The following is a 26065-nucleotide window of genomic DNA, read 5'->3' as shown; positions in this document are numbered from 1 at the left end:
ATGTCTTATTCATCTGTCTCGGCCGCCGCCTCTGCCAACGCCGCCCGTCGTGGCAGCGCGGTATCGCGACGCATCCTGATCGGCCTGTGCTGGCTGGTATTCGTCCTGTTTCTGGGCCTGCCGCTGTTCATCGTGGTGTCCCAGGGCCTGAAAAACGGTCTGGGCGCGTTCTTTACCGCAATCCTCGAACCGGACGCGCTGTCGGCGCTGAAGCTGACGGTCATAGCGGTATTGATCTCGGTGCCGCTAAACCTGGTGTTCGGCGTCAGCGCCGCGTGGTGTGTGAGCAAATACTCGTTCCGCGGCAAGAGCATTCTGGTCACGCTGATCGACCTGCCGTTCTCGGTGTCGCCGGTCATCGCCGGTCTGGTCTACGTGCTGATGTTCGGTGCACAGGGGCTGTTCGGGCCGTGGCTGCAGGATCACGACATCCAGATCGTCTTTGCCCTGCCGGGCATCGTGCTGGCAACCATCTTCGTCACCGTGCCCTTCGTTGCCCGTGAACTGATCCCGCTGATGCAGGAGCAGGGCACTCAGGAAGAAGAAGCCGCACGGCTGCTGGGCGCCAATGGCTGGCAGATGTTCTGGCACGTCACGGTGCCGAACATCAAATGGGGCCTGATCTACGGCGTGGTGCTGTGTACGGCGCGGGCGATGGGTGAGTTTGGCGCGGTGTCGGTGGTGTCCGGGCACATTCGCGGCGTCACCAACACCCTGCCGCTGCACGTCGAAATCCTCTACAACGAATACAACCACGTTGCCGCCTTTGCCGTGGCGAGCCTGTTGCTGATCCTGGCGCTGTTCATCCTGCTGCTCAAGCAGTGGAGCGAATCGCGCATTAACCGTCTGCGCCACAACGCGGCGGAGGAATAATCATGTCGATCGAAGTCCGTAACGTCAGCAAGAACTTCAATGCCTTCAAGGCCCTGAACAACATCAGTCTGGACATCCAGAGTGGCGAGCTGGTGGCTTTGCTCGGCCCGTCAGGCTGCGGCAAGACCACCCTGCTGCGCATCATTGCCGGCCTGGAAACCCCGGATAACGGCAGCATCGTGTTCCATGGCGAAGATGTGTCCGGCCACGACGTGCGTGATCGCAACGTCGGGTTCGTGTTCCAGCATTACGCGCTGTTCCGCCACATGACGGTGTTCGACAACGTCGCGTTCGGCCTGCGCATGAAGCCCAAGCGCGAGCGCCCGAACGAAACGCGCATCGCCGAGAAGGTCCATGAGCTGCTGAACATGGTGCAGCTGGACTGGCTGGCCGACCGTTATCCGGAGCAACTGTCGGGTGGACAGCGCCAGCGCATTGCCCTGGCCCGCGCCCTGGCGGTCGAGCCCAAGGTGCTGCTGCTGGACGAGCCGTTCGGCGCACTGGACGCCAAGGTCCGCAAGGAGCTGCGTCGCTGGCTGGCGCGCCTGCACGAAGACATCAACCTGACCTCGGTGTTCGTGACTCACGATCAGGAAGAGGCCATGGAAGTGGCTGACCGCATCGTGGTGATGAACAAGGGCGTGATCGAACAGATCGGCTCGCCGGGCGAGGTCTACGAGAACCCGTCCAACGACTTCGTCTACCACTTCCTCGGCGACTCCAATCGCCTGAGCCTGGGCGAGGAGGGTCACCTGCTGTTCCGTCCGCATGAGGTGTCGCTGTCCCGCCAGGAAATCGAAGACCACCACGCCGCCGAAGTCCGCGACATCCGACCACTGGGTGCGACGACGCGGGTCACCTTGAAAGTGGAAGGGCAGGACGAACTGATCGAGGCCGAAGTGGTGAAAGACCACGACAGCCTGGTGGGCCTGGCGAAGGGCGAGACGCTGTTCTTCAAACCGAAGGTCTGGCAGAAGCTTTAAAGCCCAGCCTCCGGCTATCGTTCCCATGCTCCGCGTGGGAATGCCTTTCTGGACGCTCTGCGTCCTCGTGCTGTTATCGCACGGACAACGCCAGCATGAACGCCGCGACGATGCTGCACACGGCGAACAGCTGTTGCAGGCGTGGGCCGGCGAGGTAGCGGGCGACTTGTCTGCCGATGATCAGGCCGATGACTGCACCCAGCGCAAACGGCGCGCCAACTGCCCAATGCATCACACCACTCAATGAAGCGGTAATGACGCTGCCCATCGAGACCAGGGCGATCACCGCCAGTGACGTCGCCACGACACTTTTCATGTCCAGATCGCTGTAGCGGGTCAGCGCCGGAATAATCACGAACCCACCGCCCACTCCCAACAACCCGGACAGCAACCCGGAACCCACGCCGGTCAGCGTCAGTGCGCGCAGGCAGGGCATGGTCCAGCGCAGGCGGCCCTGCAACGGGTTGAGCACGCAGGGCAGTACTTCCGCACGCGGCGCCGGCTTTCCGTGGCGCAATTCGCGGCTGGCCCTGATGAACATACGTCCACAGGCGTACAGCAGCACGGCGGAAAAGACCAGCGCCAGCGGCGTATTGGGCAGTCGATGAGCGAGCCATAGGCCCAGAGGCGCCATCAGCACACCAATGGACGCGATGTAACCGGCCGCGCGATAGCGAACGATGCCCTGACGCAGCCCCAGTACCGCACCGATCCCCGCCGCCAGCCCCACGGCCAACAGACCGACCGGCGCGGCTTCGACAATCGACAGGCCAAGGCCGAAGACCAGCAGCGGCACGGCGAGGATGCCGCCGCCCGCGCCGGTCAGCGCCAGCACCATGCCGATGACGGTCCCCAGGCCAACGCCCAGCAACTGATGCTCATCCATGCCGGGTGTCAGCCTTTTGCGGTTTGGCCAGCCACTCACGGCCTTTGAGCATGCCATGCCAGTACAGCGCGGGCAGCACTCGCGCTTTCAGCCACCAGGCCAGTCGGGTCGGCTGGCGACCGTCCAGCAGCCAGCGCGGAAAGCTCGGCGCAACCTTGCCGCCATAGGTAAATTCGGCCAGCACGATGCGGCCTTTCTCGACCGTCAACGGGCACGAGCCGTAACCGTCATACACCGCGGACTCACTCCGACGACCCAGCGCGACCAATACGTTGTTGGCCACCACCGGCGCCTGCTTGCGTGCCGCTGCGGCGGTCTTGGCGTTGCTGGTATTGGTGACGTCGCCCAGGCCATGCACATTGGCGAACTGGCGGTGCTTCAGCGTGGCGGGGTCGACGTCCACCCAGCCCGCAGCATCGGCCAGCGGGCTGCTGCGGATGAAGTCAGGGGCAATCTGCGGCGGCACTACGTGCAACATTTCGAAGCTTTGCTCGACGGTCTCGCTGCTGCCATCGGCCTGCGTGCGGATGAAGGTCGCGCGCTTGCCAGGCCCGTCGACGGCGACCAGCCGATGGCTGAACTTGAGGTCGATGGCGTAGCGCTCGACGTACTTCATCAGCGCCGGCACATAGTCGGCGACACCGAACAGCACGCCACCGGCGTTGTAGAACTGCGTATTGATCTGCGCGAGACGGCCGCTTTTCAACCAGTGATCGCAGGACAGGTACATGGCCTTCTGCGGCGCACCGGCGCACTTGATCGGCATGGGCGGCTGGGTAAACAGCGCGCGCCCCTGTTGCAGGTTCTGCACCAGCTTCCAGGTGTAGGGCGCCAGGTCATAGCGATAGTTGGAGGTCACGCCATTGGCCCCGAGCGTGTCGACCAGCCCGTCGATAGCCGACCAGTCCAGCTTCAGGCCGGGGCAGACCACCAGTTGCTGATAGCCGAGCACGCGGCCGTCAGCCAGCGTCAGCGTGTTGTGCTGCGGCTCGAACGTCGCCACCGCAGCCTTGATCCACTGCACGCCTTCGGGAATCAGCGAGGCCATGCTGCGCGCCGTCGACTGCGGCGTGAAGATCCCCGCACCGACCATGGTCCAGCCGGGCTGGTAATAATGGGTATCGGCGGGGTCGACCAGGGTGATCTGCAGGGTGGCGTCGCGGGCGAGCAGGCTTGCGGCAGTGGCGATACCGGCAGCACCGGCACCGACGATCAGGATCTGACAGGTTGTTGTCGAAGCATTCATCACAGGGTTTCCCAAGGCGGGCAGCGGTCAAAGGGCATTGAGCGGGATCTTCAGGTAGACGACGCCGTTGTCTTCCGGCTCGGGAAAGTGGCCGCAGCGCATGTTGACCTGCACCGCAGGCAGCATCAGCACCGGCATGTCCAGCGTCGCGTCACGGGCTTCGCGCATGCCGACGAACGCGTCTTCATCCACCCCGTCGTGCACATGGATATTGCTGGCGCGCTGTTCGGCAACCGTGGTCATGTATTTCAGCTCACGGCCATTGGGCAGGTAGTCGTGGCACATGAACAGCAGGGTCTGCGGCGGCAGCGCCAGCAGCTTCTTGATCGAGCGATACAGCGTGCGCGCATCGGCACCCGGGAAGTCGCACCGAGCGGTGCCGTAATCGGGCATGAACAGCGTATCGCCGACAAACGCGACCGTGGCATCACCGACTTGCACCAGGTAACTCATGCACGCCGGCGTGTGCCCGGGCGTGTGCATGGCCTTGACCTCAAGCGTGCCGAGGGCGAACGAGGCGTTGTCTTCCAGCAGCACATCGAACTGACTGCCATTGCGGGCAAAGTCAGGCGGCGCGTTGAACAGCGTGCCGAAGGTTTCCTGCACCGCAGTGATATGGCTGCCGATGACAATTTGCCCACCGAGCCGCTGTTTCAGATACGGCGCTGCCGAGAGGTGATCGGCGTGCACATGGGTTTCGAAAATCCACTGCACCGAGGCGCCCAGGGCCTGCGCCCGTTCGATCATGCGGTCGGCAGACTCGGTTCTGGTGCGGCCGGACTTGGGGTCGTAATCGAGCACGCTGTCGATCAGCGCACATTGCTTGCTGTGCAGGTCCATCACCAGATAGCTGATGGTCCAGGTATGCGTGTCGAAGAGCGCTTCGACATGAAGCTTTTCACCGATAATCATGTGCAATTCCCGTGGCTGTAAATCGCCTCAAGGCCCGTTTGGCCAGGCCGGACGGTTGGCAGTCGTTGCCATGATGTCTCAATAACCATGCCAATCACGGCAAAGCCCCTTCAGGCTAATAAATACAAGGCGTTTTGCGGTTTTGCAAAACACCCTGATGGCCTGCCGCAGGTCGCTGACTGCCACATTCTGGCAGTCATTTGGCAGTCCGTGGCACAAGCTGGCAGGCGAATGGGTTAAGCTGCGCCCAGCCCACAGGAGCACCCATGAACCTCATCGCCACCGATTTTCCCGGCAGTCGCATGCAGTCGCTGGTGTCATACCTCGAACACGATCTGCGCCCGACCATCGTGCTCGATACCGACTACAACATCATTGCCGCCAACACCGCCTACCAGCGCCAGTTCGGCGTCGAAGGCACGCCGCATGTGGGCGAGAAGTGTTATCGGGTGTCGCATCAGTTTGCGGTGCCGTGCGATCAGGCCGGTGAGCACTGCCCGATGCGCAAGGCCCATGAAACACGGCTCCCGGAGCGTCTGCTGCACATTCATCACACGCCGCGCGGCCCCGAGCATGTGGATGTGGAGCTGCGGCCGATTCTCGACGATCAGGGTGAGGTCATCGCCTATGTCGAGCGGCTGAGCTCGGTGGCGGTGGCCTCCGTCCAGCCGCAGCAACATGGGCTGGTAGGGCGCTCGGCGGCGTTCAAGGAGGTGCTGAGCGCCCTGCAACGTGCAGCGCCCGCGCAGATTCCGGTGCTGCTGCAGGGCGAGTCGGGTACCGGCAAGGAATTGTTCGCGCGCGCACTGCACGCCAGCAGCGCCAGGTCCGCCGGACCGCTGGTGGTGGTCGATTGCACCGGGCTTACCGAAACCCTGCTGGAAAGCGAGCTGTTCGGCTATGAGAAGGGCGCATTCACTGGCGCATTGCAGCGCAAGACCGGTCTGGCCGAAGCCGCGCATGGCGGCACGTTGTTCCTTGATGAGATCGGCGAAGTGCCGCTGGCCATGCAGGTCAAGCTGTTGCGGCTGATCGAATCGGGCAGTTTTCGTCCGGTGGGCAGCCTGCGCACGGTGCACTCGGATTTTCGGCTGGTGGTGGCCACCCATAAACCGCTCAGGGAGATGGTCGCCGACGGCAGCTTTCGTCAGGATTTGTTCTACCGCATCAGCGCCTTTCCGATTCGCCTGCCGGCCCTGCGCGAACGCAGCGACGACCTGCCGCTGCTGATCGACAGTCTGCTGCAACGCATCGCGCCCGGCGCCGCTCCGCGTGTCGACGCCGAGGCCATGAAGCTGCTGAGTTTGTACAGTTACCCCGGCAACATTCGCGAGCTGCGCAACATACTCGAGCGAGCCCGTTTATTTACCGACGACGGCGTGATTCGCGTGCAGGATTTGCCCGCCGAAGTACGCGGGCAGGGCGAAGCGGTTGGCGTGACGTACCGCCAGCAGGACGACGGCCTGGAAAAACTCGCCCATGCGCTGCGAGTGTTCAACGGCTCGCGCAGCGAACTGGCCAGAGAACTGGGGCTGAGCGAACGCACCCTGTATCGACGTTTGCGTGCCTTGGGGATTCCGCGCTAAAGCACTCAGTCCTGCACGGACGCTATGACGCAGAGCGTCACGAACGGCATTCCCACGCTGGAGCGTGAGGAACGATCATCGCAACTATCGTGCGGCGCTCCGCGTCGCATGCCTTTCTGGACGCTCCGCGTCCTCTTGACGACGCAGAGCGTCGAGACCTGCATTCCCACGCTGGAGCGTAGGGAACGATCATCACAACTATCGTGCGACGCTCCGCGTCGCATGCCTTTCCGGACGCTCCGCGTCCTCTTGACGACGCAGAGCGTCGAGAACTGCATTCCCACGCGGGAGCGTGAGGAACGATCATCACAACTATCGTGCGGCGCTCCGCGTCGCATGCCTTTCTGGACGCTCCGCGTCCTCTTGACGACGCAGAGCGTCACGAACGGCATTCCCACGCTGGAGCGCGCGGGACGATCATCACAACTATCGTGCGGCGCTCCGCGTCGCATGCCTTTCTGGACGCTCCGCGTCCTCTTGCGACGCAGAGCGTCGAGAACTGCATTCCCAAGCTGGAGCGTGAGGAACGATCATCACAACTATCGTGCGGCGCTCCGCGTCGCATGCCTTTCTGGACGCTCCGCGTCCTCTTTTGCGACGCAGAGCGTCACGAACTGCATTCCCACGCTGGAGCATGCGGAACGATAGGTGTCCGGGAGAACGCCCTCGGGAGCCTTACTTGAACGTCACAACGCCACCGGCCAGGGATTCGACCCGCGCCAGGGATTCGACGCGATAGCCCTGGGCGTCCAGCTCAGCGCGGCCGCCCTGGAAGGATTTCTCGATCACGATGCCCAGTCCGGCCACCGTGGCGCCGGCCTGTTTGATGATCGAGATCAGTGCCTGCGAGGCTTTGCCGTTGGCCAGGAAGTCATCGATGATCAGCACGTTGTCGTCGCTGCTCAGGTGGCGCGGCGAGATTGCCACGGTGCTTTCCACCTGCTTGGTGAATGAGTACACACTCGCCGTCAGCAGGTTTTCGGTCAGGGTCAGGGACTGGTGCTTGCGGGCGAAGATCACCGGCACGCCCATGTTCAAGCCTGCCATGACTGCCGGCGCGATGCCGGAAGCTTCAATGGTCACGATCTTGGTCACGCCAGCGTCGGCAAACAGTCGGGCAAATTCATCGCCGATTTCCTTCATCAGCGCCGGATCGATCTGATGGTTGAGAAACGCATCGACCTTCAGCACCTGATCGGACAATACGATGCCTTCTTCGCGAATTTTCTTGTGCAGTGCTTCCACTTCAATTCCTTGGCTGCGCCATTGCGCAATAAATGATCAATAGGGTGTCGGCTAGCGTTTCAGCATGGCGCGAATGTCGGCAAGCGCAGTGTTGCCGCGCACCGCTTTGACTTCCGTCGGGGTGTCGTCATTGCCTTCCCAGGCCAGGTCGTCCGGGGGCAGCTCATCCAGAAAGCGGCTTGGCGCGCAGTCGATGATTTCACCGTACTGCTTGCGCTTGGCGGCGAAGGTGAAGGCCAGGGTCTGCCGTGCGCGGGTGATGCCCACGTAGGCCAGGCGGCGCTCTTCTTCGATGGTGTCGGCTTCGATGCTGGAGCGGTGCGGCAGGATTTCTTCTTCCATGCCCATGATGAACACGTAAGGGAATTCCAGGCCCTTGGAGGCGTGCAAGGTCATCATCTGCACACCCTCGGCACCGTCTTCCTCTTCCTGCTGACGTTCGAGCATGTCGCGCAGGACCAGCTTGCCGATGGCTTCCTCGATGGTCATGCCACCTTCTTCGTCCTTTTCCAGCGTGTTTTTCAACGCCTCGATCAGGAACCAGACGTTGCTCATCCGGTAATCGGCAGCCTTTTCGCTGGAGCTGTTCTGCCGCAGCCAGTTCTCGTAGTCGATGTCCATGACCATGCTGCGCAGCGCGGCGATGGGATCGTTCTGCGCGCACTGCTGGCGCACCCCGTCCATCCAGCGCTTGAAGCGCTGCAAACGGTCGGTGAATCGGCTGTCCAGGTGCTCGCCCAGACCGATCTCGTCGGTGGCGGCGTACATCGACACCTTGCGCTCGGTGGCGTAATTACCGAGCTTTTCCAGCGTGGTCGAGCCGATCTCGCGACGCGGAACGTTGATCACCCGCAGGAAGGCGTTGTCGTCGTCCGGGTTCACCAGCAGACGGAAATAAGCCATCAGGTCCTTCACTTCCTGGCGGCCGAAGAAACTGTTGCCGCCCGACAGTCGATACGGCACCTGATGGTGCTGCAATTTCAGCTCGATCAGCTTGGCCTGGTAGTTGCCGCGATAAAGGATGGCGAAATCGCTGTACGGGCGGTCAGTGCGCAGGTGCAGGGTGAGGATTTCCATGGCCACCCGCTCGGCCTCGGCGTCTTCGTTGCGGCAGCGGATCACGCGGATCTCGTCGCCGTGGCCCATCTCGGACCACAGTTGTTTTTCGAAGGCGTGCGGGTTGTTGGAGATCAGCACGTTGGCGCAACGCAGGATGCGGCTGGTCGAGCGGTAGTTCTGCTCCAGCATCACCACTTTCAACGACGGGTAGTCGTCCTTGAGCAGCATGAGGTTTTCCGGCCGCGCCCCACGCCAGGCGTAGATCGACTGGTCGTCGTCGCCCACCACGGTGAACTGATGGCGCGTGCCGATCAGCAGCTTCACCAGCAGGTACTGGCTGGCGTTGGTGTCCTGATATTCGTCGACCAGCAGGTAACGCACCTTGTTCTGCCACTTTTCCAGGATGTCGGCGTGTTCCTGGAACAGCTTGACCGGCAGCAGAATCAGATCGTCGAAGTCCACCGCGTTGTACGCCTTGAGCGTGCGCTGATAGTGGGTGTAGACGATGGCGGCGGTCTGTTCCTTGGGGTTGCGGGCGTTTTCCAGCGCCTCGGCGGGCAGGATCAGGTCGTTTTTCCATGAGCCGATCATGTTCTTGATTTCGTCGACACCGTCGTCGCCGGAATACTCTTTCTGCATGATGTCGGTCATCAGCGCCTTGACGTCGGTCTCGTCAAAGATCGAGAAGCCCGGTTTGTAGCCCAGCCGTGTGTGCTCCTTGCGGATGATGTTCAGGCCCAGGTTGTGGAAGGTCGAGACCGTCAGACCACGTCCTTCGCCGCCTCTGAGCAGCGTGCCGACCCGCTCTTTCATCTCGCGCGCGGCCTTGTTGGTGAAGGTCATGGCGACGATGTACTGGGCGCGAATACCGCAGTTCTGGATCAGGTGCGCGATCTTGCGGGTGATCACGCTGGTCTTGCCGGAACCGGCACCGGCGAGCACCAAAAGAGGGCCGCCGACGTAGTTCACGGCTTCCTGCTGCCGGGGATTGAGTCGGGACATGGCGGTATGAAGAGTCGTCTGTAAAAAAGGTCGGGCATTTTAACAGGCCCACGGTTTTGTGCAGTGCTCATCGTCGTCAGACAGTGACAGCTATCTAATTCTTCTGTTTTTGTTACATTTGCGCCGCGACGCGCGATACGTGTATTTGTCGCGCTCCTGCGAGAGTGCGGCCACCGGTTTTTCCTTTGCACTTAGGAAGTTAGATTGCCTACACCTGTCGAACCCTTGCGATTGCTGTTATTGGCGCACGAGCCCTTCTGGCAGGCGCTGCTGAGCGGCTGCCTCACTGCGCCGGGAAGCAACGTGATACTTCTGCATGGCGCGAACTGGGATGTTTTCAGCGCCCGCTACGCTAACGAGCGCAACACCGTGCTGCTGACCACCCCTGATCTGCAGCCCAGGACCGGGGCCTGTCTGTTGCCTACCGTGGTGCTGCTTGAGGCCGAACCGCTGGTCGGACCGACCGGCGTCAGTGACTGGCTGGTGCGCGACGCCTTGACCGGCGACACGCTTCGGCGCTGCCTGCGCTATGTCCACGAGCGCAGTCGTCTGGAAGACAGCCTGCGACGTCTGGTCGGCCAGGACCCGTTGACCGGCATCGCCAACCGCCAGGGGTTTCAGGCGCTGCTCTCGGCTCGCCTGAGCGAAGGCGGCAGCGTGGCGCTGGGGCATCTGGACCTGGACAATTTTCGCCGCGCCAACGATTCACTGGGGCATCAGGCCGGTGATCGACTGATCCTGCAAGTGGTGGCGCGCTTGAAAAACCAGCTCGATGCCGGTGATCAGATCGCCCGCCTGGGGGGCGACGAATTCGCCTTGTTGATCGACACCCGAACAGCCCCCGAACGCGCCCTGCAAATGGCCGAACGTATCACCGACGTGCTGGCCGAACCCTATTGGGTCGATGGCGAAAGCCTGTTGCTGGGTTGCAGCCTGGGCATCGCTCACTCCCAGGCCCAGCCCGAAGCCGACCCGCTGATGTGGCATGCACATATCGCCATGCGTCAGGCCAAGAGCATGCAGGGCTGCACCTATCACCTGTTCGACGAGCGCATCAATCGCAACGCCCGCAGCCTCGCCGATCTGGAAGGTGAACTGCGCCGTGCCTTGCGCCGCGATGAGCTGGAACTGCATTACCAGCCGCGCCTGTGCCTGGACAGCGGGCGTGTCGTCGGCCTGGAGGCACTGGTGCGCTGGCGCCATCAGGAACGCGGGCTGCTGCCGCCCAGCAAATTCGTGCCACTGGCCGAGCAAAGCGGCCTGATCGTGCCGCTCGGCTACTGGGTCATCTTCCGCGCCCTGCGTGACATGCAGGCCCTGCGCGAACAGGGCTTTGCCCCGCTGCACATGGCGATCAACCTGTCGTTCCGGCAGTTTCAGGACAGCCAGTTGCTGCCGACCTTGACTCGCCTGATCGCGGAGCACGATGTCGACGCGCGCTGGCTGGAGTTCGAACTGACCGAAACCGCGGTCATGCGGCGCAGCGATCAGGTCAGGCAGACCATGGACGCATTGCGCCAACTGGGCGTGCGCTTTTCGCTGGACGATTTCGGCACCGGCTATTCGTCGTTCATGCACCTCAACAGCCTGCCCATCGCGCTGCTCAAGATCGACATGACTTTTGTCGGGCAGATGGAGTTACGCGAAGAGAACCGCAAGCTGGTCAACGCCATGATCAATCTGGCGCACAACCTGAACCTGGAAGTGGTCGCCGAGGGCGTGGAAACCGCCGGGCAACTGGAGTTGCTGCGCAGTTTCGGCTGCAATCAGGTGCAAGGCTATCTGATCAGCCGGCCGCTGCCGGTGGAAGAACTGGTGACCTATCTGCGTTCGGAAGTGGCACACGCCGATACCTCCAGATCCGGGTGACGGTGCACTGGATCAGCCCGGCACCGCCAACCCGGCTGCGTCCTGACGCAACAGCCGCGCCGTCTTCCATTCAAACGCGTAGGTCAGCGCCACGGCCGAGCAGAACAGGCCCAGCGCCAGCCCCCACCACACGCCTGAAGCGCCAGCATCAGTAGAGAAGCCGAGCAACCACGCGGCAGGCGCAGCGATCAGCCAGTAGCAACCCAGGCCGATCAGGAAGGTGGTGCGCGCATCCTTGAGCCCACGAATGGCGCCCATGGCAATGGTCTGCGTGCCGTCGAAAAACTCGAACAGGGCGGCAATAGCCAGCAGCTTTGTAGCCAGTACCACGATCTCGGCGAACGCCGGGTCATTGATGTCCAGAAACAGGCCGATAACCAGGTGCGGTGCCAGCCAGAACAGCAGCCCGAACATGAGCATCACACAGCCGCCGAAACCGATACCCAGACGCCCGGCCATGCGCACCATCAACAGGTTGCCCGCGCCATAATGCTGGCCGATACGCATGGTGACCGCGTAGGACATCCCCACCGGAACCATGAACGCCATGGACACGGTCTGCAGGGCGATCTGGTGCGCCGCCATCTGCGTGCTGCCCATCGCGCCCATGCAGAACGCCGCAAAAGTGAACAGCCCGACTTCCACTGCATAGGTGCCACCAATCGGCAAACCGAGACGCCACAGCTCGCCCAGGTGGCTGCGTGACAGTTTCGAAAGCCCCTTTCTGATCGGGTATGCGGCGTAGGCCGGATGCAGCCTGATATGCAGCGCCAGTGCCAGGGCCATGCAGTTGGTGACGATCGCGGTGACCAGCCCGATGCCCATCAGCCCCAGGTTGGGCAGCCCCAGCCATTGATGGATCAACGCGTAATTGAGCACGAAGTTGGCTGCCGCACCGGCCAGGCTGATGGTCATCACCGGCCCCGCGCGACCCAGTGCGCTGGTGAAGCCGCGCAATGCCATGAAGCTGAGCAGGCCGGGCAGGGCGAAGGGCAGGGTGATCAGAAATTGAGCCGCCATGTGCACGTTGGCTTCGGCCTGACCGAACTGCAGCAGGATGGGTTCGAGGTTCCACAGCAACAGTGCAGCAACCAGCGCCATGCCCCAGGCCAGCCACAGACCGGCTTGGGTCAGACGGGTCGCGCCTTCGGTGTCGCCAGCGCCGTGACGGATCGAAACCAGCGTGCCGACTGCGGCCATCACGCCGACGCAAAAGAACGACACGAAGCTGTACGTGGCAGCGCCCAGACCACCGCCGGCCAAGGCTTCCGGGCCGATTTTGCCCATCATCACGGTGTCGGTGAAGACCATCAGCATGTGCGCCATCTGTGACGCGATCAGCGGCCCCGCCAGGCGCAGGATGATCCAGAGTTCTTTGAGGGCGGAATGCTGCATGGTGACGGTGCTCTACGGCAAAGGGACGATTGAGCGACGCATTCTGGGCAGTTGCCCGGCTAAACACAAAACGATAAATCCGATGCTCAGCATGACTAAAACTCATCTGAAGCAATTTGCAGTAAAGTGGCTGCTCATCGTCCGCAGGAAGCGCCCTCATGCCTCGCAGTCTCCCTCCTCTTTACGCACTAAGGGCTTTTGAAGCAGCTGCGCGGCATACCTCGTTTACCCGCGCGGCCGAGGAACTTTCGATCACCCAAAGTGCAGTAAGCCGGCATATTCGTACGCTGGAAGAGCACTTTGCCTGCCGCTTGTTTCAGCGCAACGGGCGTAACTTGCAGCTCACCGAATCGGCACGCGCGCTGTTGCCCGGCGTGCGCGACGGGTTCCTGGCACTGGAACGCGCTTGCAGCACCTTGCAGACCGAAGAAGGTATTCTGCGCATGAAAGCCCCGTCGACCCTGACCATGCGCTGGCTGCTCGCGCGGCTCAGCCGTTTTCGTCATCTGCAGGTGGGCAACGAGGTGCAACTGACCAGCGCGTGGATGGAAATCGATGCGGTGGACTTTACCCAGGAGCCTTTCGATTGCGCGATTCTACTCAGCCAGGGGCATTTCCCGTCGGACTGGGAAGCCACACTGCTGTTTCCCGAATTGCTGATTCCGGTCGGTGCGCCCACCTTGTTGCAGGACCCGCCATGGGACGTGGAACGGCTGGCAAAGGCTGAATTGCTGCATCCCACCCCTGATCGCCGTGACTGGCGCACCTGGCTGAACCGCATGGGTCTGGCCGATCAGGTGTCGCTCAAAGGCGGGCAGGTGTTCGACACCCTGGAGCTGGGAATGATTGCCGCAGCACGCGGCTACGGTGTGTCGATGGGCGACCTGCTGATGGTCGCCGAGGACGTGGCGCAGGCGCGTCTGAGCCTGCCGTGGCGCACGGCGGTGTTCAGTGGCGAAAACTATTATCTGGTCTGGCCGCGTACGAGGCCCGGCGCAGAGCGGTTGCGACGCCTCAGCGATTTTCTTCAGGCGGAGGTGGGTGCCATGAAGTTGCCGTTAGTTGAAGTACTCTATTAAAATTTAGTTTAATATTGAACTGCCATCATCTGTAAATGTCTCGCTCCGCTCTCAAGTAACGACCTTGATGGCCGAAGCATTGCTTGAAGATTGCTCGTTCAAATAGCGTAAAAACACCAACTAAATCTATCAGCTGAATGGTAAGCCACGGACCCGGCGACTCCAATCATTCGGCACGGAGTCTCTATGTCCAAGCCTCGTACCCGAATTGCTTCGCAACTTGGTATTGCTCTGGCCGTGATCCTGGCGGTGGTTATCAGTGGTAGTACCCTGTTCGCGTTGAGGTCTCTGGACGCGTCCAACCTGGTCATTCGTGAAGAGCACATGTCGAGTGAAGCCAGACTCCTCGCTGACCAGCTCAACACTTTCCACAGCACGCTGCGCGACAGCACTCAGCGCCTGAGTGGCCTGTTCGAAAAACGCTTCGCCGATGGCCTGAGCCTGCAAGCCGACAAGCCGGTCACCGTGGCGGGCACGTCCACGCCAGGCCTGTTCCTGCGTGATGCCGCGCTGAACAACGACTTCACCGAAGTCGATGAATTCCGCTCGATGACCGCCGGCGTCGCGACCATTTTCGTGCGCAGCGGCGACGACTTCATCCGGATCAGCACCTCCCTGAGCAAGCAGGATGGCACCCGCGCCATCGGCACCGTGCTGGACCGCAAGGGCGCAGCCTACGAGCGCCTGATCGCCGGGCAGAGCTATGTCGGCAAAGCGGTGCTGTTCGATCGCTATTACATGACCCAGTACAGCCCGGTCCGCGACAGCAGCGGCAAGATCATTGCGGCGCTGTTCGTAGGGTTCGATTACACCGATGCGCAGAAGACCCAGTTCGATAACCTCAAGAGCTTCCGCATCGGCTCTACCGGCTCGCTGGCGCTGCTCGACGACAAGGGCACCTGGCTGGTTCCACCGGCGGGCGTCAAATCCCTGGAAGGTGCCGCCAAGTCCGTTGCCGAGCTTGCCAGCAAACCAGGCAAGGCGCAGTTCTGGGATGACGGGGATGACAACTATTACAGCGTCGGCCAGCCGTTCGCCGGCGGCCCCTGGACCGTCATCGCCAGCATGCCGCGCAAGGAAATCAGCGAAGTGACCTGGCACGTCGGCACGCAACTGGCGATCGGCAGTCTGCTGGCCATGCTCATCGCCGTGATCAGCGCCATCTGGCTGCTGCGCAGCAAGCTGCGCCCATTGTCTGAACTGGTACGCCAGGCCGACGCACTGGGTGCGGGCGACCTGAGCGTACGCCTGAATGTGACCAGCAACGACGAGATCGGGCAGCTGTCCGGCAGCTTCAACAAGATGAGCGAAGCGCTGTCATCGATGGTGTCGCATATCCGTACCGCGGCGCAGGAAGTCAGTACGCGTGCCAATGCGTTGTCCGGCCTGTCGGGCGGTGCGTTCGAGGGCATGGAGCAGCAATCCGGCGAGATCACCAGCATGGCCGGTGCCGTCGAAGAGTTCAGCGCCACGTCGATGAACATCGCCGACAACATGGGCAATACCGAACGCCTGGCCCAGGAAAATGCCCAGCAGACACGCATCGGTCGTACTTCGATGGAAGAGGCGTCTTCGTCGCTGCAACAGATCGCCACTTCGCTGAGCAGCACCGCGAAAGTCATCGACACGCTGGGCCAGCGCTCGCAGGAAATCGGCAGCATTGTCGGGGTAATCACCTCGATTGCCGACCAGACCAACCTGCTCGCGCTCAACGCTGCCATCGAGGCCGCGCGCGCCGGCGAACAAGGTCGCGGCTTTGCCGTGGTGGCTGACGAAGTCCGCAGCCTGGCCTCGCGCACCCGTGAAGCCACCGATGAGATTTCCGGCATGATCGCCAGCATCCAGCAGGAAACCGGCAACGCCATCAGCACCATGCAGCAGGGCAATACGCTGATGCAGGAAGGCCTGTCGCTCAACGCCAAAGTGGCCTCCGCGCTGGCCCAGATCGACGAGCAAAGCCGCTCGGCCGGTCACCAGTTCGCCGCCATCACCACCGCCACCCAGGAACAAAGCAGCACCGCGACCATGCTCAGCAGCAACCTGCAAAGCATCGCCATGGCCAACAGCGAACAGCGCCAGGTCATGTCCAATCTGGCCATCACTGCCCAGGAGCTGAATGGCCTGGCGACAGAACTGCGTCACGAGGTTGACCGGTTCCGTTGATGGCTGCTGAAGGGCGCACGATTATCGCGCCGACGCTCTGCGTCGGAGAGCGATAGCGGCTCTCAAGAACACCATCGTACCCATGCTCCGCGTGGGTATGCCGTTCTGGACGCTCTGCGTCCGATCCTGAATGTGTGGCGTGACGCAGAGTTATGACGCGCAGCGTCACGAAGAGCAGTCCCACGCTGGAGTGTGAGGAACGATAGGCGCTCTCAAGGACACCATCGTACCCATGCTCCGCGTGGGTATGCCGCTCTGGACGCTCTGCGTCCGATTTTGAGCGTGTAGCGTGGCGCGAAGCGCTACAAAGCGCATCCCCATTTGGGAGCGTGAAGAACGAGACGCGAATGGGCACTGATTTATGACACTTTTATTTCAATGAAATCCACGCTGTGCGATGCTGGCGCCAAGGCCCATGGCCGACTAAAAGCTTAGTAGAGCGTTACACCCATCCCCGCTCGCTACACGCTGCATCTTTCAATTCATCGCCTGTATGGGCAAACCTCAGGGGGCTTTTCGCATGCTGACCCTGCTCGATTTGCTATCCGCCGTCGCCCTGCTGATCTGGGGCACGCATATCGTGCGCACTGGCATCCTTCGTGTTTACGGTACACAACTTCGTCGTGTGCTCAGCCAGAACATGTCCAAACGACCGCTCGCGTTCATCGCCGGCATTCTGGTGACGGCACTGGTGCAGAGCAGTAACGCCACCGCCATGCTGGTGACATCGTTTGTCGGCCAGGGGCTGATGACGCTGACGCCTGCGCTGGCGATCATGCTTGGCGCCGATGTCGGCACCGCCTTGATGTCTCGCGTGCTGACCTTCGATCTGTCATGGCTGTCACCGCTGCTGATTTTCCTTGGCGTGGTGTTCTTTCTGTCGCGCAAGCAGACCCGTGCCGGCCAACTGGGGCGGGTCGGTATTGGTCTGGGCCTGATCGTGCTGGCCTTGCAGTTGATCGTCGCGGCCGCTGCACCGATCACCCAGGCCGCGGGGGTCAAGGTGCTGTTCGCCTCGCTGACCGGCGACCTGCTGCTGGATGCGCTGGTGGGCGCCATGTTCGCGCTGATCTCCTATTCCAGCCTGGCAGCAGTGCTGCTGACGGCGACACTGGCGGGCACCGAGGTCATTGGCTTGCCGGTGGCGATCGGCCTGGTGATCGGGGCCAATATCGGCAGCGGCCTGCTGGCCTTCCTCAGTACCAGCATGCAGAACGTTGCCGGTCGGCAGGTGGCGCTGGGCAGTCTGTTGTACAAGCTGTTCGGCCTGTTGCTGATCTTTCCGGTGCTTGATCCGCTGGTTGCCTGGATCGACACGCTGGGCTTTAGTCCGCAGGAACTGGTGATCGGCTTCCACCTGCTCTACAACACGGTACGCTGCCTGATCATGCTGCCTACCGTGGCTCCGATGGCGCGGCTCTGTTCCTATCTGCTGCCGCAACAGAACGAAGTCGGCGGCCTGGCCAAACCGCGTCATCTGGACCTGACCGCCCTGTCGACGCCCAGCCTTGCGCTGGCCAACGCAGTGCGTGAAACCCTGCGTATGGGCGATCTGATCGAAAGCATGCTCGCCTCGATGCTGGCGGTGCTGCGCGGCACGCAAACCGCAGTGACCCAGGAAGTGCGCCGCCTCAACGACGACGTCGAAGCGTTGTACAGCGCGATCAAGCTGTACCTGGCGCAGATGCCGCGTGAAGACCTCGGCGAGCACGATAACCGGCGCTGGGCCGAGATCATCGAGCTGACCATCAACCTGGAGCTGGCCAGCGGCCTGATCGAACGCATGCTGCGCAAGATCCAGCAGCAGAAGACGGCGCATCGCCGGTCGTTCTCTGAAGTCGGTCTTGAAGAACTTGCCGATCTGCAGATCCAGTTACAGTCGAACCTGCGTCTGGGCCTCTCGGTGTTCCTCAGCGGCGATCACGAGAGCGCCCGTCAGTTATTGCGCGAAAAGCGTCAGTTCAGGGCCGAGGAGCGACGCCTGGCGCACGCCCACGTCAGCCGCCTGCGCAACAAGGTGGTCCAGAGTATCGAAACCAGTTCGCTGCACCTGGAACTGATTGCCGACATGAAGCGTCTGAACTCGCTGTTCTGCAGCAGCGCCTACGTGGTGCTGGAAACCGCTGACACAGGCGCCTTGTCGAGCGAGGTCGAGGCCGACAGATCACTCTGAACGTAAGGGCGCAGGTGAAGTCTGTTAAACATACCGGCCCGCCAGGAAAGCTGTTTTATGCGTTGCCTGCTGTTCGCTTGTCTGCTCCTCGGTTCACTCCCCTCATTCGCCCTTGACCGTCTTCAGGTCGAGGGCTACCTGCTGCCCAATGGTTTGCAAGTCATTCTCAAACCCGGTGACGACAAGGGTCATGTCGCCATCCGCCTGGTGGTGGGTATCGGCTTCGATGATTTCCCGTGCCAGGACAAGGAACTGCCGCATCTGCTGGAACACTTGCTGTTCAGCGGCGTGGATGACAGCGGTGAAGGGGGGCTGGAAGAGCGTATGCAGGCACTGGGCGGCGAGTGGAACGCCTTCACCAGCAACGCCGACACCACCTTCGTGATCGAAGCGCCTGCGCGAAACCAGCGCAAAGTGCTCGACCTGCTGCTGGAGATCATGACCAAAACCGAGCTGAGCCAGGCGCGGCTGGATGGCGTCAAACGCGTGGTCGAGCGCGAAGATGGCGGGCACTTTTCCCACTTGCAGCGCCTGCTTGACCGACGAGATTCCGGGCGCAGCGCCAGCAGCCAGCTGGCGGTGGAGCTGGGCCTGAAATGCGCCGAACGCCCCGAGGTGGACGGCATCAAGCTGGAGCACATCGAAGACGTCTTCGCCAACTGGTACGCCCCCAACAACATGACGCTGATTGTGGTGGGTGATCTGGACAAGCTGCTGCCAGCCTATCTGGAGCGCACCTACGGCAAGCTCGCCCCCACCGACCCGACCGACCACCCGCCACTGGCACAGGGCAACGGCTCGGCCGAACCGCGACGCGAGCTCGAGCGCGGCGGGCTGGGCGAGAGTGCCAAGCTGCACCTGATCTACCCCGAGCCGCAGCTCGACGACCAGCACGACGAAACCTGGGACCTGGTCAAAGCCTATCTGGACTGGACGCTCTACACTGAGCTGCGCCTGAAACACAGTTTGTCCTACGGGCCTTCTGCAGAGCGCGAAGTGTTTGGCGATGTCGGGTTTCTGAGCCTGAACGCCGATGTCGAGCGTGATGATGCCGATGAAGCCGAGCGCGACATTCGCGGCCTGGTCGAGCGCCTGCAAAAAGAAGGCATGCAGCCCGCTACGTTTGCGCGGCTGCAACAGCTCGCCATTGATCGGCAGTCATGGGCTACACAAGGCAATAGCGCGCTGGCGGACTACTATTGGAGCGCGCTCAACGATTATGAAAACGGGCGTTTCGAGGATCCCGCCAAGCGAATCAAGGCGGTGAAGCTGGAGACGGCCAATCAGGCGCTGCGCCAATTGCTAGCCCAGCCGGGTTACATGCGCATTGAAAAGCCGCTGTTCAGTTATGACGGCCTGTATTGGCTGATTGGTGGGGTACTGGGTTTCATCGCACTGCTGGCCCTGTGGCGCTGGCGTGCACGCAGCACATAGAATCCTGACGCCGAACTGCACCCAGGGTGCAGGCTCCGCGCTGCGTTTGTTACGCAGCGCGTTTTTTTGTATGAACAGAACCGAGTGACCCCTCCGATGCTTGACGTGAATCGCTATGTGACGCCCGTGCTCAACTTGATGCAGCGCTATCCGGGGCTCATTGCAGCGTTTGGTTTCGTTTCCGGTATCGCCAGTTTCATTCTGGTCGATCGCCAGGCGGGGCTGGCAACCTGGATCGCGGTGGTGATGCTGATCAGCTGGCTGTGGCTGATGGTCGAAAACACCATGGTCGGGTTACTTAACAAGGCGCTGGGCCGCGAGATTCCGCAGGGCTTGCTGCGCTACGGCACGCAGATGATTCATCAGGAAAGCCTGTTCTTCGTGCTGCCGTTCTTTTTCATCACCACCACCTGGAACAGTGGTCAGGCGGTGTTCACTGCGGTGCTCGGCGCCGCCGGGCTGATCTCGATCATCGACCCTCTCTACTACAAATGGCTGGCGCCCAGGCGCTGGCTGTTCATGACGCTGCACACACTGACGCTGTTCGCGGCACTGCTGACCGCACTGCCGATCATCCTGCACCTGACCACCGCCGAGAGTTACAAACTGGCCCTGGGCGTGGCGATGCTGCTGTCGGCGCCCAGCCTGATGGCGAATTTCCCGCTCAATACCTGGCGCAGCGCACTGGCCGTGATCAGCATCATCCTGGCCATCGGCGCGGCGGGCTGGTTGCTGCGCTCCTGGGTGCCGCCTGCGACGCTGTGGTTGACCGAAGTGGCGGTGAGCCCGGACTTCGATAACAAGAACCGTACGCCGGGCGACAGCATTTCGCTGATCAGCGCCAAGCAGCTGCGCAACGGCGGCCTGTATGCGTACACCGCCATCAATGCGCCGCGTGGCCTGGACGAGCGTATCTACCATGTGTGGTGGCATGAAGGCGAAGAGATGGACCGCATCGCGCTGGATATCCACGGCGGCCGCAAGGAAGGCTATCGCGCCTGGACGCGCAAGCAGAACTTCCCGGAGGACGTGACAGGACGCTGGCAGGTGAGGGTGCTGACCGAAGACGGCCAGATGATAGGCGTGCTGCGTTTTGTGGTCACTGACGATGATCAACCGGCAGTGAAGCGGCCTACCGGACGGATAATCAAGCTCAAGCCAGGCGGCGACTCGGCCGAAGAGGCTACACCTGAATCAGCCCCTGCAACTGAGCCGAAACAGGAGAAGCAGGAGGCTGCGCCTGCAGAGCCAGCCCCCGCTGAATCTGCGCCTCAGGTTCCGGCGCAGTAATGTTTCAGGAGGCGGTCGCGCCGAAGAACCAGTAGCAGACGAAGATCGCGGCCACGACGCCGGAAAACTCGGCCAGCAGCGCGCAGCCCACAGCATGGCGAGCGCGCTGAATGCCTACGGCGCCGAAGTACACGGCAAGTACGTAGAACGTGGTTTCGGTACTGCCCTGAATCGTGGCAGCGGCCAATGCAGCGAAGCTGTCCACGCCTTGGGTCTGCATGGTTTCGATCAACAGGGCACGGGCGGCGCTGCCCGAGAAGGGTTTGACCATGGCGGTCGGCAGCGCATCGACGAAGCGCGTGTCCAGCCCCAGCCACTGCACCAGATGCCGAATGCCTTCCAGACCGAAGTCCAGCGCGCCGGATGCGCGCAGCACGCCCACGGCGCAGAGCATGGCGACCAGATAAGGCAGCAGGCTCTTGGCCACGTCGAAACCTTCCTTCGCACCTTCGACGAAGGCCTCGTAGACCAGCACCTTGCGCAGCGTGCCGATGATCAGAAACATCATGATCAGGCCGAACAGCGTGAGGTTGCCCAGAATCGACGACAGACCCGCCAGCGCAGCCGCCGACAGTGTGCCGAGAAAGGCCATGAAGGTGCCCAGCAGCAGGGCGCCGGGGATGAGGTAGGCGAGCACCACCGGGTCCCACAGACGCAGACGTTGCATGAACGCGACCGACAGCAGACCGACGATGGTCGAGACACTGGTGGCCAGCAGGATCGGCAGGAATACCAAGGTCGGGTCAGGCGCACCCTGCTGGGCGCGGTACATGAAAATCGTTACCGGCAGCAGGGTCAGGGATGAGGCGTTGAGCACCAGAAACAGGATCTGCGCGTTACTGGCGGCGGTTTTGCTGGGGTTGAGTTCCTGTAGCGAGCGCATGGCCTTCAGGCCGATCGGCGTGGCGGCGTTGTCGAGCCCCAGGGCATTGGCGGCGAAGTTGAGGGTGATCAGCCCGAGCGCAGGGTGGCCGGGCGGCACCTCCGGCATCAGGCGCAGAAACAGCGGCCCGAGAACCTTGGCCAGCCAGTCGACGATGCCGGCCTTCTCGGCGATGCGCAAAAAGCCCAGCCATAGAGTCAGCGTGCCGAACAGCAGCACCATGACCTCGACCGACAGCTTGGCCATGGCAAAGATACTTTCGACCATCGCGGCAAAAATGCCGGCGTTGCCGCCCACCAGCCACTGCACCAGCGCGGAAATCGTCGCCACGACAAAAAAACCAAGCCACAGGCCATTGAGCATCGGATAAGTCCCCCACAAGAAGCGGGGATGATAGCGGCGGGGTGCGCTGGAGGGAAATCGGCAGGTGCTGAAAGAGTTGTAGGAATGATAGGTGCACGAGAACACGGTCGTTTTGTGACGCTCTGCGGCGCACATTCAGAATAGGACGCAGAGCGTCACGAAGCGCGTTCCCACGCGGAGCATGGGAACGATGAAAACCTTGAGATTTCTATCGTGCCAATGCTCCGCGTCATCAGGGGCTGTGCGGGGTATGTTCAGCGCCCGGCCAGCAGTTCCTGGCCGCGAACCACGGCGGCGCGGACCTGTTCGGGGGCGGTGCCGCCGATGTGGTTACGGGCATTCACCGAGCCTTCCAGGGTCAGCACGGCGAAGACGTCCTGCTCGATCTGGTTGCTGAACTGACGCAGCTCTTCCAGGCTCATCTCTGCCAGGTCCTTGCCGGTTTCCACGCCATACTTCACCGCGTGACCAACGATTTCGTGGCAGTCACGGAACGGCAGACCGCGGCGGACCAGATAGTCGGCCAGATCGGTGGCGGTCGAGAAGCCGCGCAGCGCCGCTTCACGCATCATTGCGTGCCTGGGCTTGATAGCAGGGATCATGTCGGCGAACGCACGCAACGAATCACGCAGGGTGTCGGCGGCGTCGAACAGCGGTTCCTTGTCTTCCTGATTGTCCTTGTTGTAAGCCAGCGGCTGGCCTTTCATCAGGGTCAGCAGGCCCATCAGGGCACCGAACACACGGCCGCTCTTGCCGCGAACCAGTTCAGGGACGTCAGGGTTTTTCTTTTGCGGCATGATCGAGCTGCCGGTGCAGAAGCGGTCCGGCAGGTCGATGAACTGGAACTGCGCACTGGTCCAGAGCACCAGCTCTTCCGAAAAGCGCGACAGGTGCATCATTGCGATGGATGCAGCCGAGCAGAATTCGATGGCGAAGTCGCGATCCGATACACCGTCCAGCGAATTGCCGCCCACCACCTCGAAGCCCAGCAGTGTGCAGGTCAGCTCGCGGTCGATCGGGTAGGTGGTGCCCGCCAGCGCCGCGCTGCCCAGCGGCATGCGGTTGAGACGCTTGCGGCAGTCGACCAGACGCTCGTAGTCGCGGCTGAGCATTTCGAACCAGGCCAGCATATGGTGACCGAATGTTACCGGCTGGGCCGTCTGCAGGTGGGTGAAACCGGGCATTATGGTTTCAGCTTCACGCTCGGCCTGGCCCAGCAGGCCTTGCTGCAGACGGGTGATTTCGCTGAGGATCAGATCGATTTCGTCGCGCAGCCACAGACGGATATCGGTGGCGACCTGATCGTTGCGGCTGCGACCGGTGTGCAGTTTCTTGCCGGTGATACCGATGCGGTCGGTCAGGCGTGCTTCAATGTTCATGTGCACGTCTTCCAGATCGACGCGCCAGTCGAACTGGCCAGCCTCGATCTCGGCCTGGATGGTGTTCAGGCCGTCAACGATGGTATCGCGCTCGGCGTCGGTCAGTACGCCCACCTTGGCCAGCATCGTGGCGTGGGCGATGGAGCCCATGATGTCGTGGCGATACAGGCGTTGATCGAAGGTGACGGAGGCGGTGAAACGCGCGACAAACGCGTCGACGGGTTCACTGAAGCGGCCGCCCCAGGACTGGTTGGTCTTGTCGGTGCTCATGGATTCGCTCGTTGCTGACTGAAAGTGACGTGCCCGATACCTGGCACAAGAACGAACGCGATGATAACAGGGTTGATGCATATTTATCCCCGGACAGCTTGCCGCTGACGAGGCCAGGGCAGAGACTGGAGTCATGCGAATCGAACCTGTGAAACACGACGCCCGGCCCGCGCCCGGCAAAGACTTTTTCCTCCCTGAACTGTGTCTGCCGCAGGCATTGCTGGTGCTCGTCGTGCTGGCGGAGCTGCTGGTGCTGGTTCTGGTGCTGGTGGAACCGATGCGCAGCGGCTTCGACTGGGTACGCCTGGCGTTGATGTCGCTGTTCGTGCAATGGATCGTGCTACTGTCCGCGGCGCTGCTGTGCGGGTTGCGGCCCTGGCTGGCGCGATTGACGCCGGGGCTGGCAGGCATGCTCAGTTGCCTTTTGGTGGTCGGCCTGACGCTGTTGTGCACAGCCGTTACCGATGTCTGTCAGCTTACCGGGCGGATTTCGGTCAGCGGCATGGTCGAGCGTTATCTGCGCTACTCGACGATTGCCCTGATCATGTCGGCCCTGATGCTGCGCTATTTCTATCTGCAGAGTCAGTGGCGCAAGCAGCAACAGGGCGAACTGCGCGCCAGAATCGAATCGCTGCAAGCGCGCATCCGCCCGCATTTCCTCTTCAACACACTCAACAGTATCGCCAGTCTGGTGGCCAGCAACCCGGTCAAGGCCGAGCAGGCGGTGCTCGATCTTTCGGACCTGTTTCGCGCCAGTCTGGCCAAGCCGGGCAGCCTGGTGACATGGGGTGAAGAGCTGGCATTGGCAAAACGATATTTATCGATTGAGCAATATCGTCTTGGCGAGCGTCTACAGTTGGACTGGAGGGTGAGCGCAATTCCCGAGGACTTGCCGATCCCCCAGCTAACCTTGCAGCCATTACTTGAAAACGCTTTGATTTATGGCATTGCTCCGCGGGTCGAAGGGGGCGTTGTAACAGTCGAAGCGAACTATGAAGGGGGAGAGTTCATATTGAGCGTCAGCAATCCCTATGAAGAAGTTGCCAATCGGCAGACTTCCAACGGTACTCAGCAAGCTCTGACGAATATAGGCGCACGAATTGCGGCACTTTTTGGCCCGCACGCCAGTCTGAGCGTGGAGCGCCGTGACGGTCGTCACTACACCTGTCTACGCTATCCTTGTGCGAGACTCACGCAGGAAGCCAGAGCTATATGAATGTCCTGATCGTTGATGACGAACCCCTGGCCCGCGAGCGATTGAGCCGCATGGTCAATGAAATCGAGGGTTATCGAGTACTGGAACCCAGCGCGTCCAATGGCGAAGAAGCCTTGGCGCTGATCGAGGCCCACAAACCGGACGTAGTGCTGCTCGATATCCGCATGCCGGGTCTCGATGGCCTCCAGGTCGCAGCGCGGCTGTGCGAGCGGGAAGCACCGCCTGCAGTGGTCTTTTGCACCGCCCATGATGAGTTCGCCCTGGAAGCTTTCCAGGTCAGTGCGGTGGGCTATCTGGTCAAGCCCGTGCGTTCCGAGCACCTTGTCGAAGCGTTGCGCAAAGCCGAGCGGCCGAACCGTGTGCAACTGGCGGCGTTGACCCGCCCGGCTGCCGAAAGCGGATCAGGGCCACGCAGCCATATCAGCGCGCGTACCCGCAAAGGCATCGAGCTGATTCCGCTGGATCAGGTGATCTACTTTATCGCCGATCACAAGTACGTGACCTTGCGCCACGAGGGCGGCGAAGTGCTGCTGGACGAACCGCTCAAGGCGCTGGAAGACGAGTTCGGCGACCGCTTCGTGCGCATTCACCGCAATGCGCTGGTGGCCCGCGAGCGAATAGAACGGTTGCAGCGCACCCCGCTGGGGCATTTCCAGCTGTTCCTCAGAGGCCTCAATGGCGATGCGTTGATCGTCAGCCGCCGCCACGTCGCCGGTGTCCGCAAAATGATGCAGCAGCTCTAGCGCTTCGCCGCTCTGG

19 protein-coding genes and 1 pseudogene are annotated in these 26065 nt (G+C 61.8%); 12 read left to right on the top strand and 8 right to left on the bottom strand.

Translation table 11 applies throughout. The features are described from left to right. A complete protein-coding gene (gene cysW / locus AC54XV_RS00425; RefSeq protein ID WP_002551394.1) occupies positions 1–873 on the top strand; it encodes a sulfate ABC transporter permease subunit CysW in 873 nt (290 codons plus the stop codon). Between the two features lie 2 nt (positions 874–875). Next, positions 876–1856, top strand: a complete 981-nt coding sequence (locus tag AC54XV_RS00420) for a sulfate/molybdate ABC transporter ATP-binding protein (protein ID WP_060409551.1) — start codon at positions 876–878, stop codon at positions 1854–1856. A 73-nt stretch (positions 1857–1929) separates the two neighbouring features. Here the strand turns inward: AC54XV_RS00420 and AC54XV_RS00415 are convergent, their stop codons facing one another. From AC54XV_RS00415 to AC54XV_RS00405, 3 genes are read right to left on the bottom strand one after another with little or no spacing between them, the layout of a single operon-like run. Continuing rightward, complete coding sequence (locus tag AC54XV_RS00415; protein ID WP_496717587.1) at positions 1930–2742, bottom strand: sulfite exporter TauE/SafE family protein; 813 nt, start codon at positions 2740–2742, stop codon at positions 1930–1932. Beyond that, a complete protein-coding gene (locus tag AC54XV_RS00410) occupies positions 2735–3988 on the bottom strand; it encodes an NAD(P)/FAD-dependent oxidoreductase (RefSeq protein WP_058399496.1) in 1254 nt (417 codons plus the stop codon). The genes AC54XV_RS00415 and AC54XV_RS00410 overlap by 8 nt, the downstream gene beginning before the upstream one ends. Before the next feature lie 27 nt (positions 3989–4015). Then, entirely contained in the window at positions 4016–4900 is an 885-nt protein-coding gene (locus AC54XV_RS00405) for an MBL fold metallo-hydrolase (protein ID WP_003401592.1), read from the bottom strand. A 266-nt stretch (positions 4901–5166) separates the two neighbouring features. Here AC54XV_RS00405 and AC54XV_RS00400 point away from each other — a divergent pair, with 266 nt between their 5' ends. After that, a complete protein-coding gene (locus AC54XV_RS00400) occupies positions 5167–6486 on the top strand; it encodes a sigma-54 interaction domain-containing protein (RefSeq protein WP_011266169.1) in 1320 nt (439 codons plus the stop codon). Positions 6487–7161: 675 nt separating this feature from the next. Here the strand turns inward: AC54XV_RS00400 and AC54XV_RS00395 are convergent. Beyond that, entirely contained in the window at positions 7162–7731 is a 570-nt protein-coding gene (locus AC54XV_RS00395) for a xanthine phosphoribosyltransferase (protein ID WP_003401587.1), read from the bottom strand. Between the two features lie 51 nt (positions 7732–7782). Beyond that, positions 7783–9792 carry a DNA helicase Rep gene (gene rep, locus AC54XV_RS00390; protein ID WP_003401585.1) on the bottom strand — a complete coding sequence of 670 codons (2010 nt, stop codon included), beginning with the start codon at positions 9790–9792 and terminating at the stop codon, positions 7783–7785. 204 nt (positions 9793–9996) lie between these two features. On the opposite strand from rep, the gene AC54XV_RS00385 reads away from it, so the two are divergent. Continuing rightward, a complete protein-coding gene (locus AC54XV_RS00385) occupies positions 9997–11661 on the top strand; it encodes a putative bifunctional diguanylate cyclase/phosphodiesterase (RefSeq protein ID WP_024660940.1) in 1665 nt (554 codons plus the stop codon). A gap of 12 nt (positions 11662–11673) precedes the next feature. Here AC54XV_RS00385 and AC54XV_RS00380 read toward each other — a convergent pair whose 3' ends face one another. Then, positions 11674–13056: a NorM family multidrug efflux MATE transporter gene (locus AC54XV_RS00380; RefSeq protein WP_058822578.1), complete on the bottom strand. Its 1383-nt coding sequence runs from the start codon at positions 13054–13056 to the stop codon at positions 11674–11676. A gap of 158 nt (positions 13057–13214) precedes the next feature. Between AC54XV_RS00380 and AC54XV_RS00375 the strand changes: the two genes are divergently transcribed. From AC54XV_RS00375 to AC54XV_RS00350, 6 genes and pseudogenes are all read left to right on the top strand, one after another. Beyond that, positions 13215–14135 (top strand): LysR substrate-binding domain-containing protein, encoded by a 921-nt coding sequence (locus AC54XV_RS00375; RefSeq protein ID WP_003401579.1) that lies wholly within the window; start codon positions 13215–13217, stop codon positions 14133–14135. Between the two features lie 186 nt (positions 14136–14321). Then, positions 14322–15443 (top strand): annotated as a pseudogene (locus tag AC54XV_RS00370) (Cache 3/Cache 2 fusion domain-containing protein); the annotation flags it as partial. Beyond that, positions 15438–16298, top strand: coding sequence for a methyl-accepting chemotaxis protein (locus AC54XV_RS00365; RefSeq protein WP_370683564.1), 861 nt, complete (start codon positions 15438–15440; stop codon positions 16296–16298). The pseudogene AC54XV_RS00370 and the gene AC54XV_RS00365, both read left to right, overlap by 6 nt. 520 nt (positions 16299–16818) lie before the next feature. Further along, a complete protein-coding gene (locus AC54XV_RS00360) occupies positions 16819–18471 on the top strand; it encodes a Na/Pi cotransporter family protein (RefSeq protein WP_024642305.1) in 1653 nt (550 codons plus the stop codon). 57 nt (positions 18472–18528) lie between these two features. Next, positions 18529–19905, top strand: a complete 1377-nt coding sequence (locus AC54XV_RS00355; RefSeq protein ID WP_060406234.1) for a M16 family metallopeptidase — start codon at positions 18529–18531, stop codon at positions 19903–19905. Positions 19906–20001: 96 nt separating this feature from the next. After that, the gene (locus AC54XV_RS00350) at positions 20002–21195 is read left to right on the top strand and encodes a DUF5924 family protein (protein WP_003401574.1); all 1194 of its coding nucleotides are present in this window, start codon (positions 20002–20004) and stop codon (positions 21193–21195) included. A 4-nt stretch (positions 21196–21199) separates the two neighbouring features. Here AC54XV_RS00350 and AC54XV_RS00345 read toward each other — a convergent pair whose 3' ends face one another. Further along, positions 21200–22441 carry a nucleoside recognition domain-containing protein gene (locus tag AC54XV_RS00345; RefSeq protein WP_011266161.1) on the bottom strand — a complete coding sequence of 414 codons (1242 nt, stop codon included), beginning with the start codon at positions 22439–22441 and terminating at the stop codon, positions 21200–21202. Between the two features lie 254 nt (positions 22442–22695). Then, entirely contained in the window at positions 22696–24090 is a 1395-nt protein-coding gene (gene argH, locus AC54XV_RS00340) for an argininosuccinate lyase (RefSeq protein WP_024651182.1), read from the bottom strand. Between the two features lie 133 nt (positions 24091–24223). On the opposite strand from argH, the gene AC54XV_RS00335 reads away from it, so the two are divergent. Together AC54XV_RS00335 and AC54XV_RS00330 are read left to right on the top strand one after the other, a co-directional pair. After that, on the top strand, positions 24224–25306 hold the full coding sequence (locus AC54XV_RS00335) for a sensor histidine kinase (protein ID WP_024640029.1): 1083 nt from the start codon (positions 24224–24226) through the stop codon (positions 25304–25306). Continuing rightward, the gene (locus tag AC54XV_RS00330; protein ID WP_003401565.1) at positions 25303–26049 is read left to right on the top strand and encodes a LytR/AlgR family response regulator transcription factor; all 747 of its coding nucleotides are present in this window, start codon (positions 25303–25305) and stop codon (positions 26047–26049) included. Before AC54XV_RS00335 ends, AC54XV_RS00330 begins: the two co-directional genes overlap by 4 nt. Positions 26050–26065 lie beyond the last annotated feature (16 nt).

It is taken from the genome of Pseudomonas fragariae (ex Marin et al. 2024), from assembly GCF_059621105.1.
The sequence above is the reverse complement of the archived record's forward strand: the minus strand, read 5'-3'. Positions and strand labels throughout refer to the sequence as shown.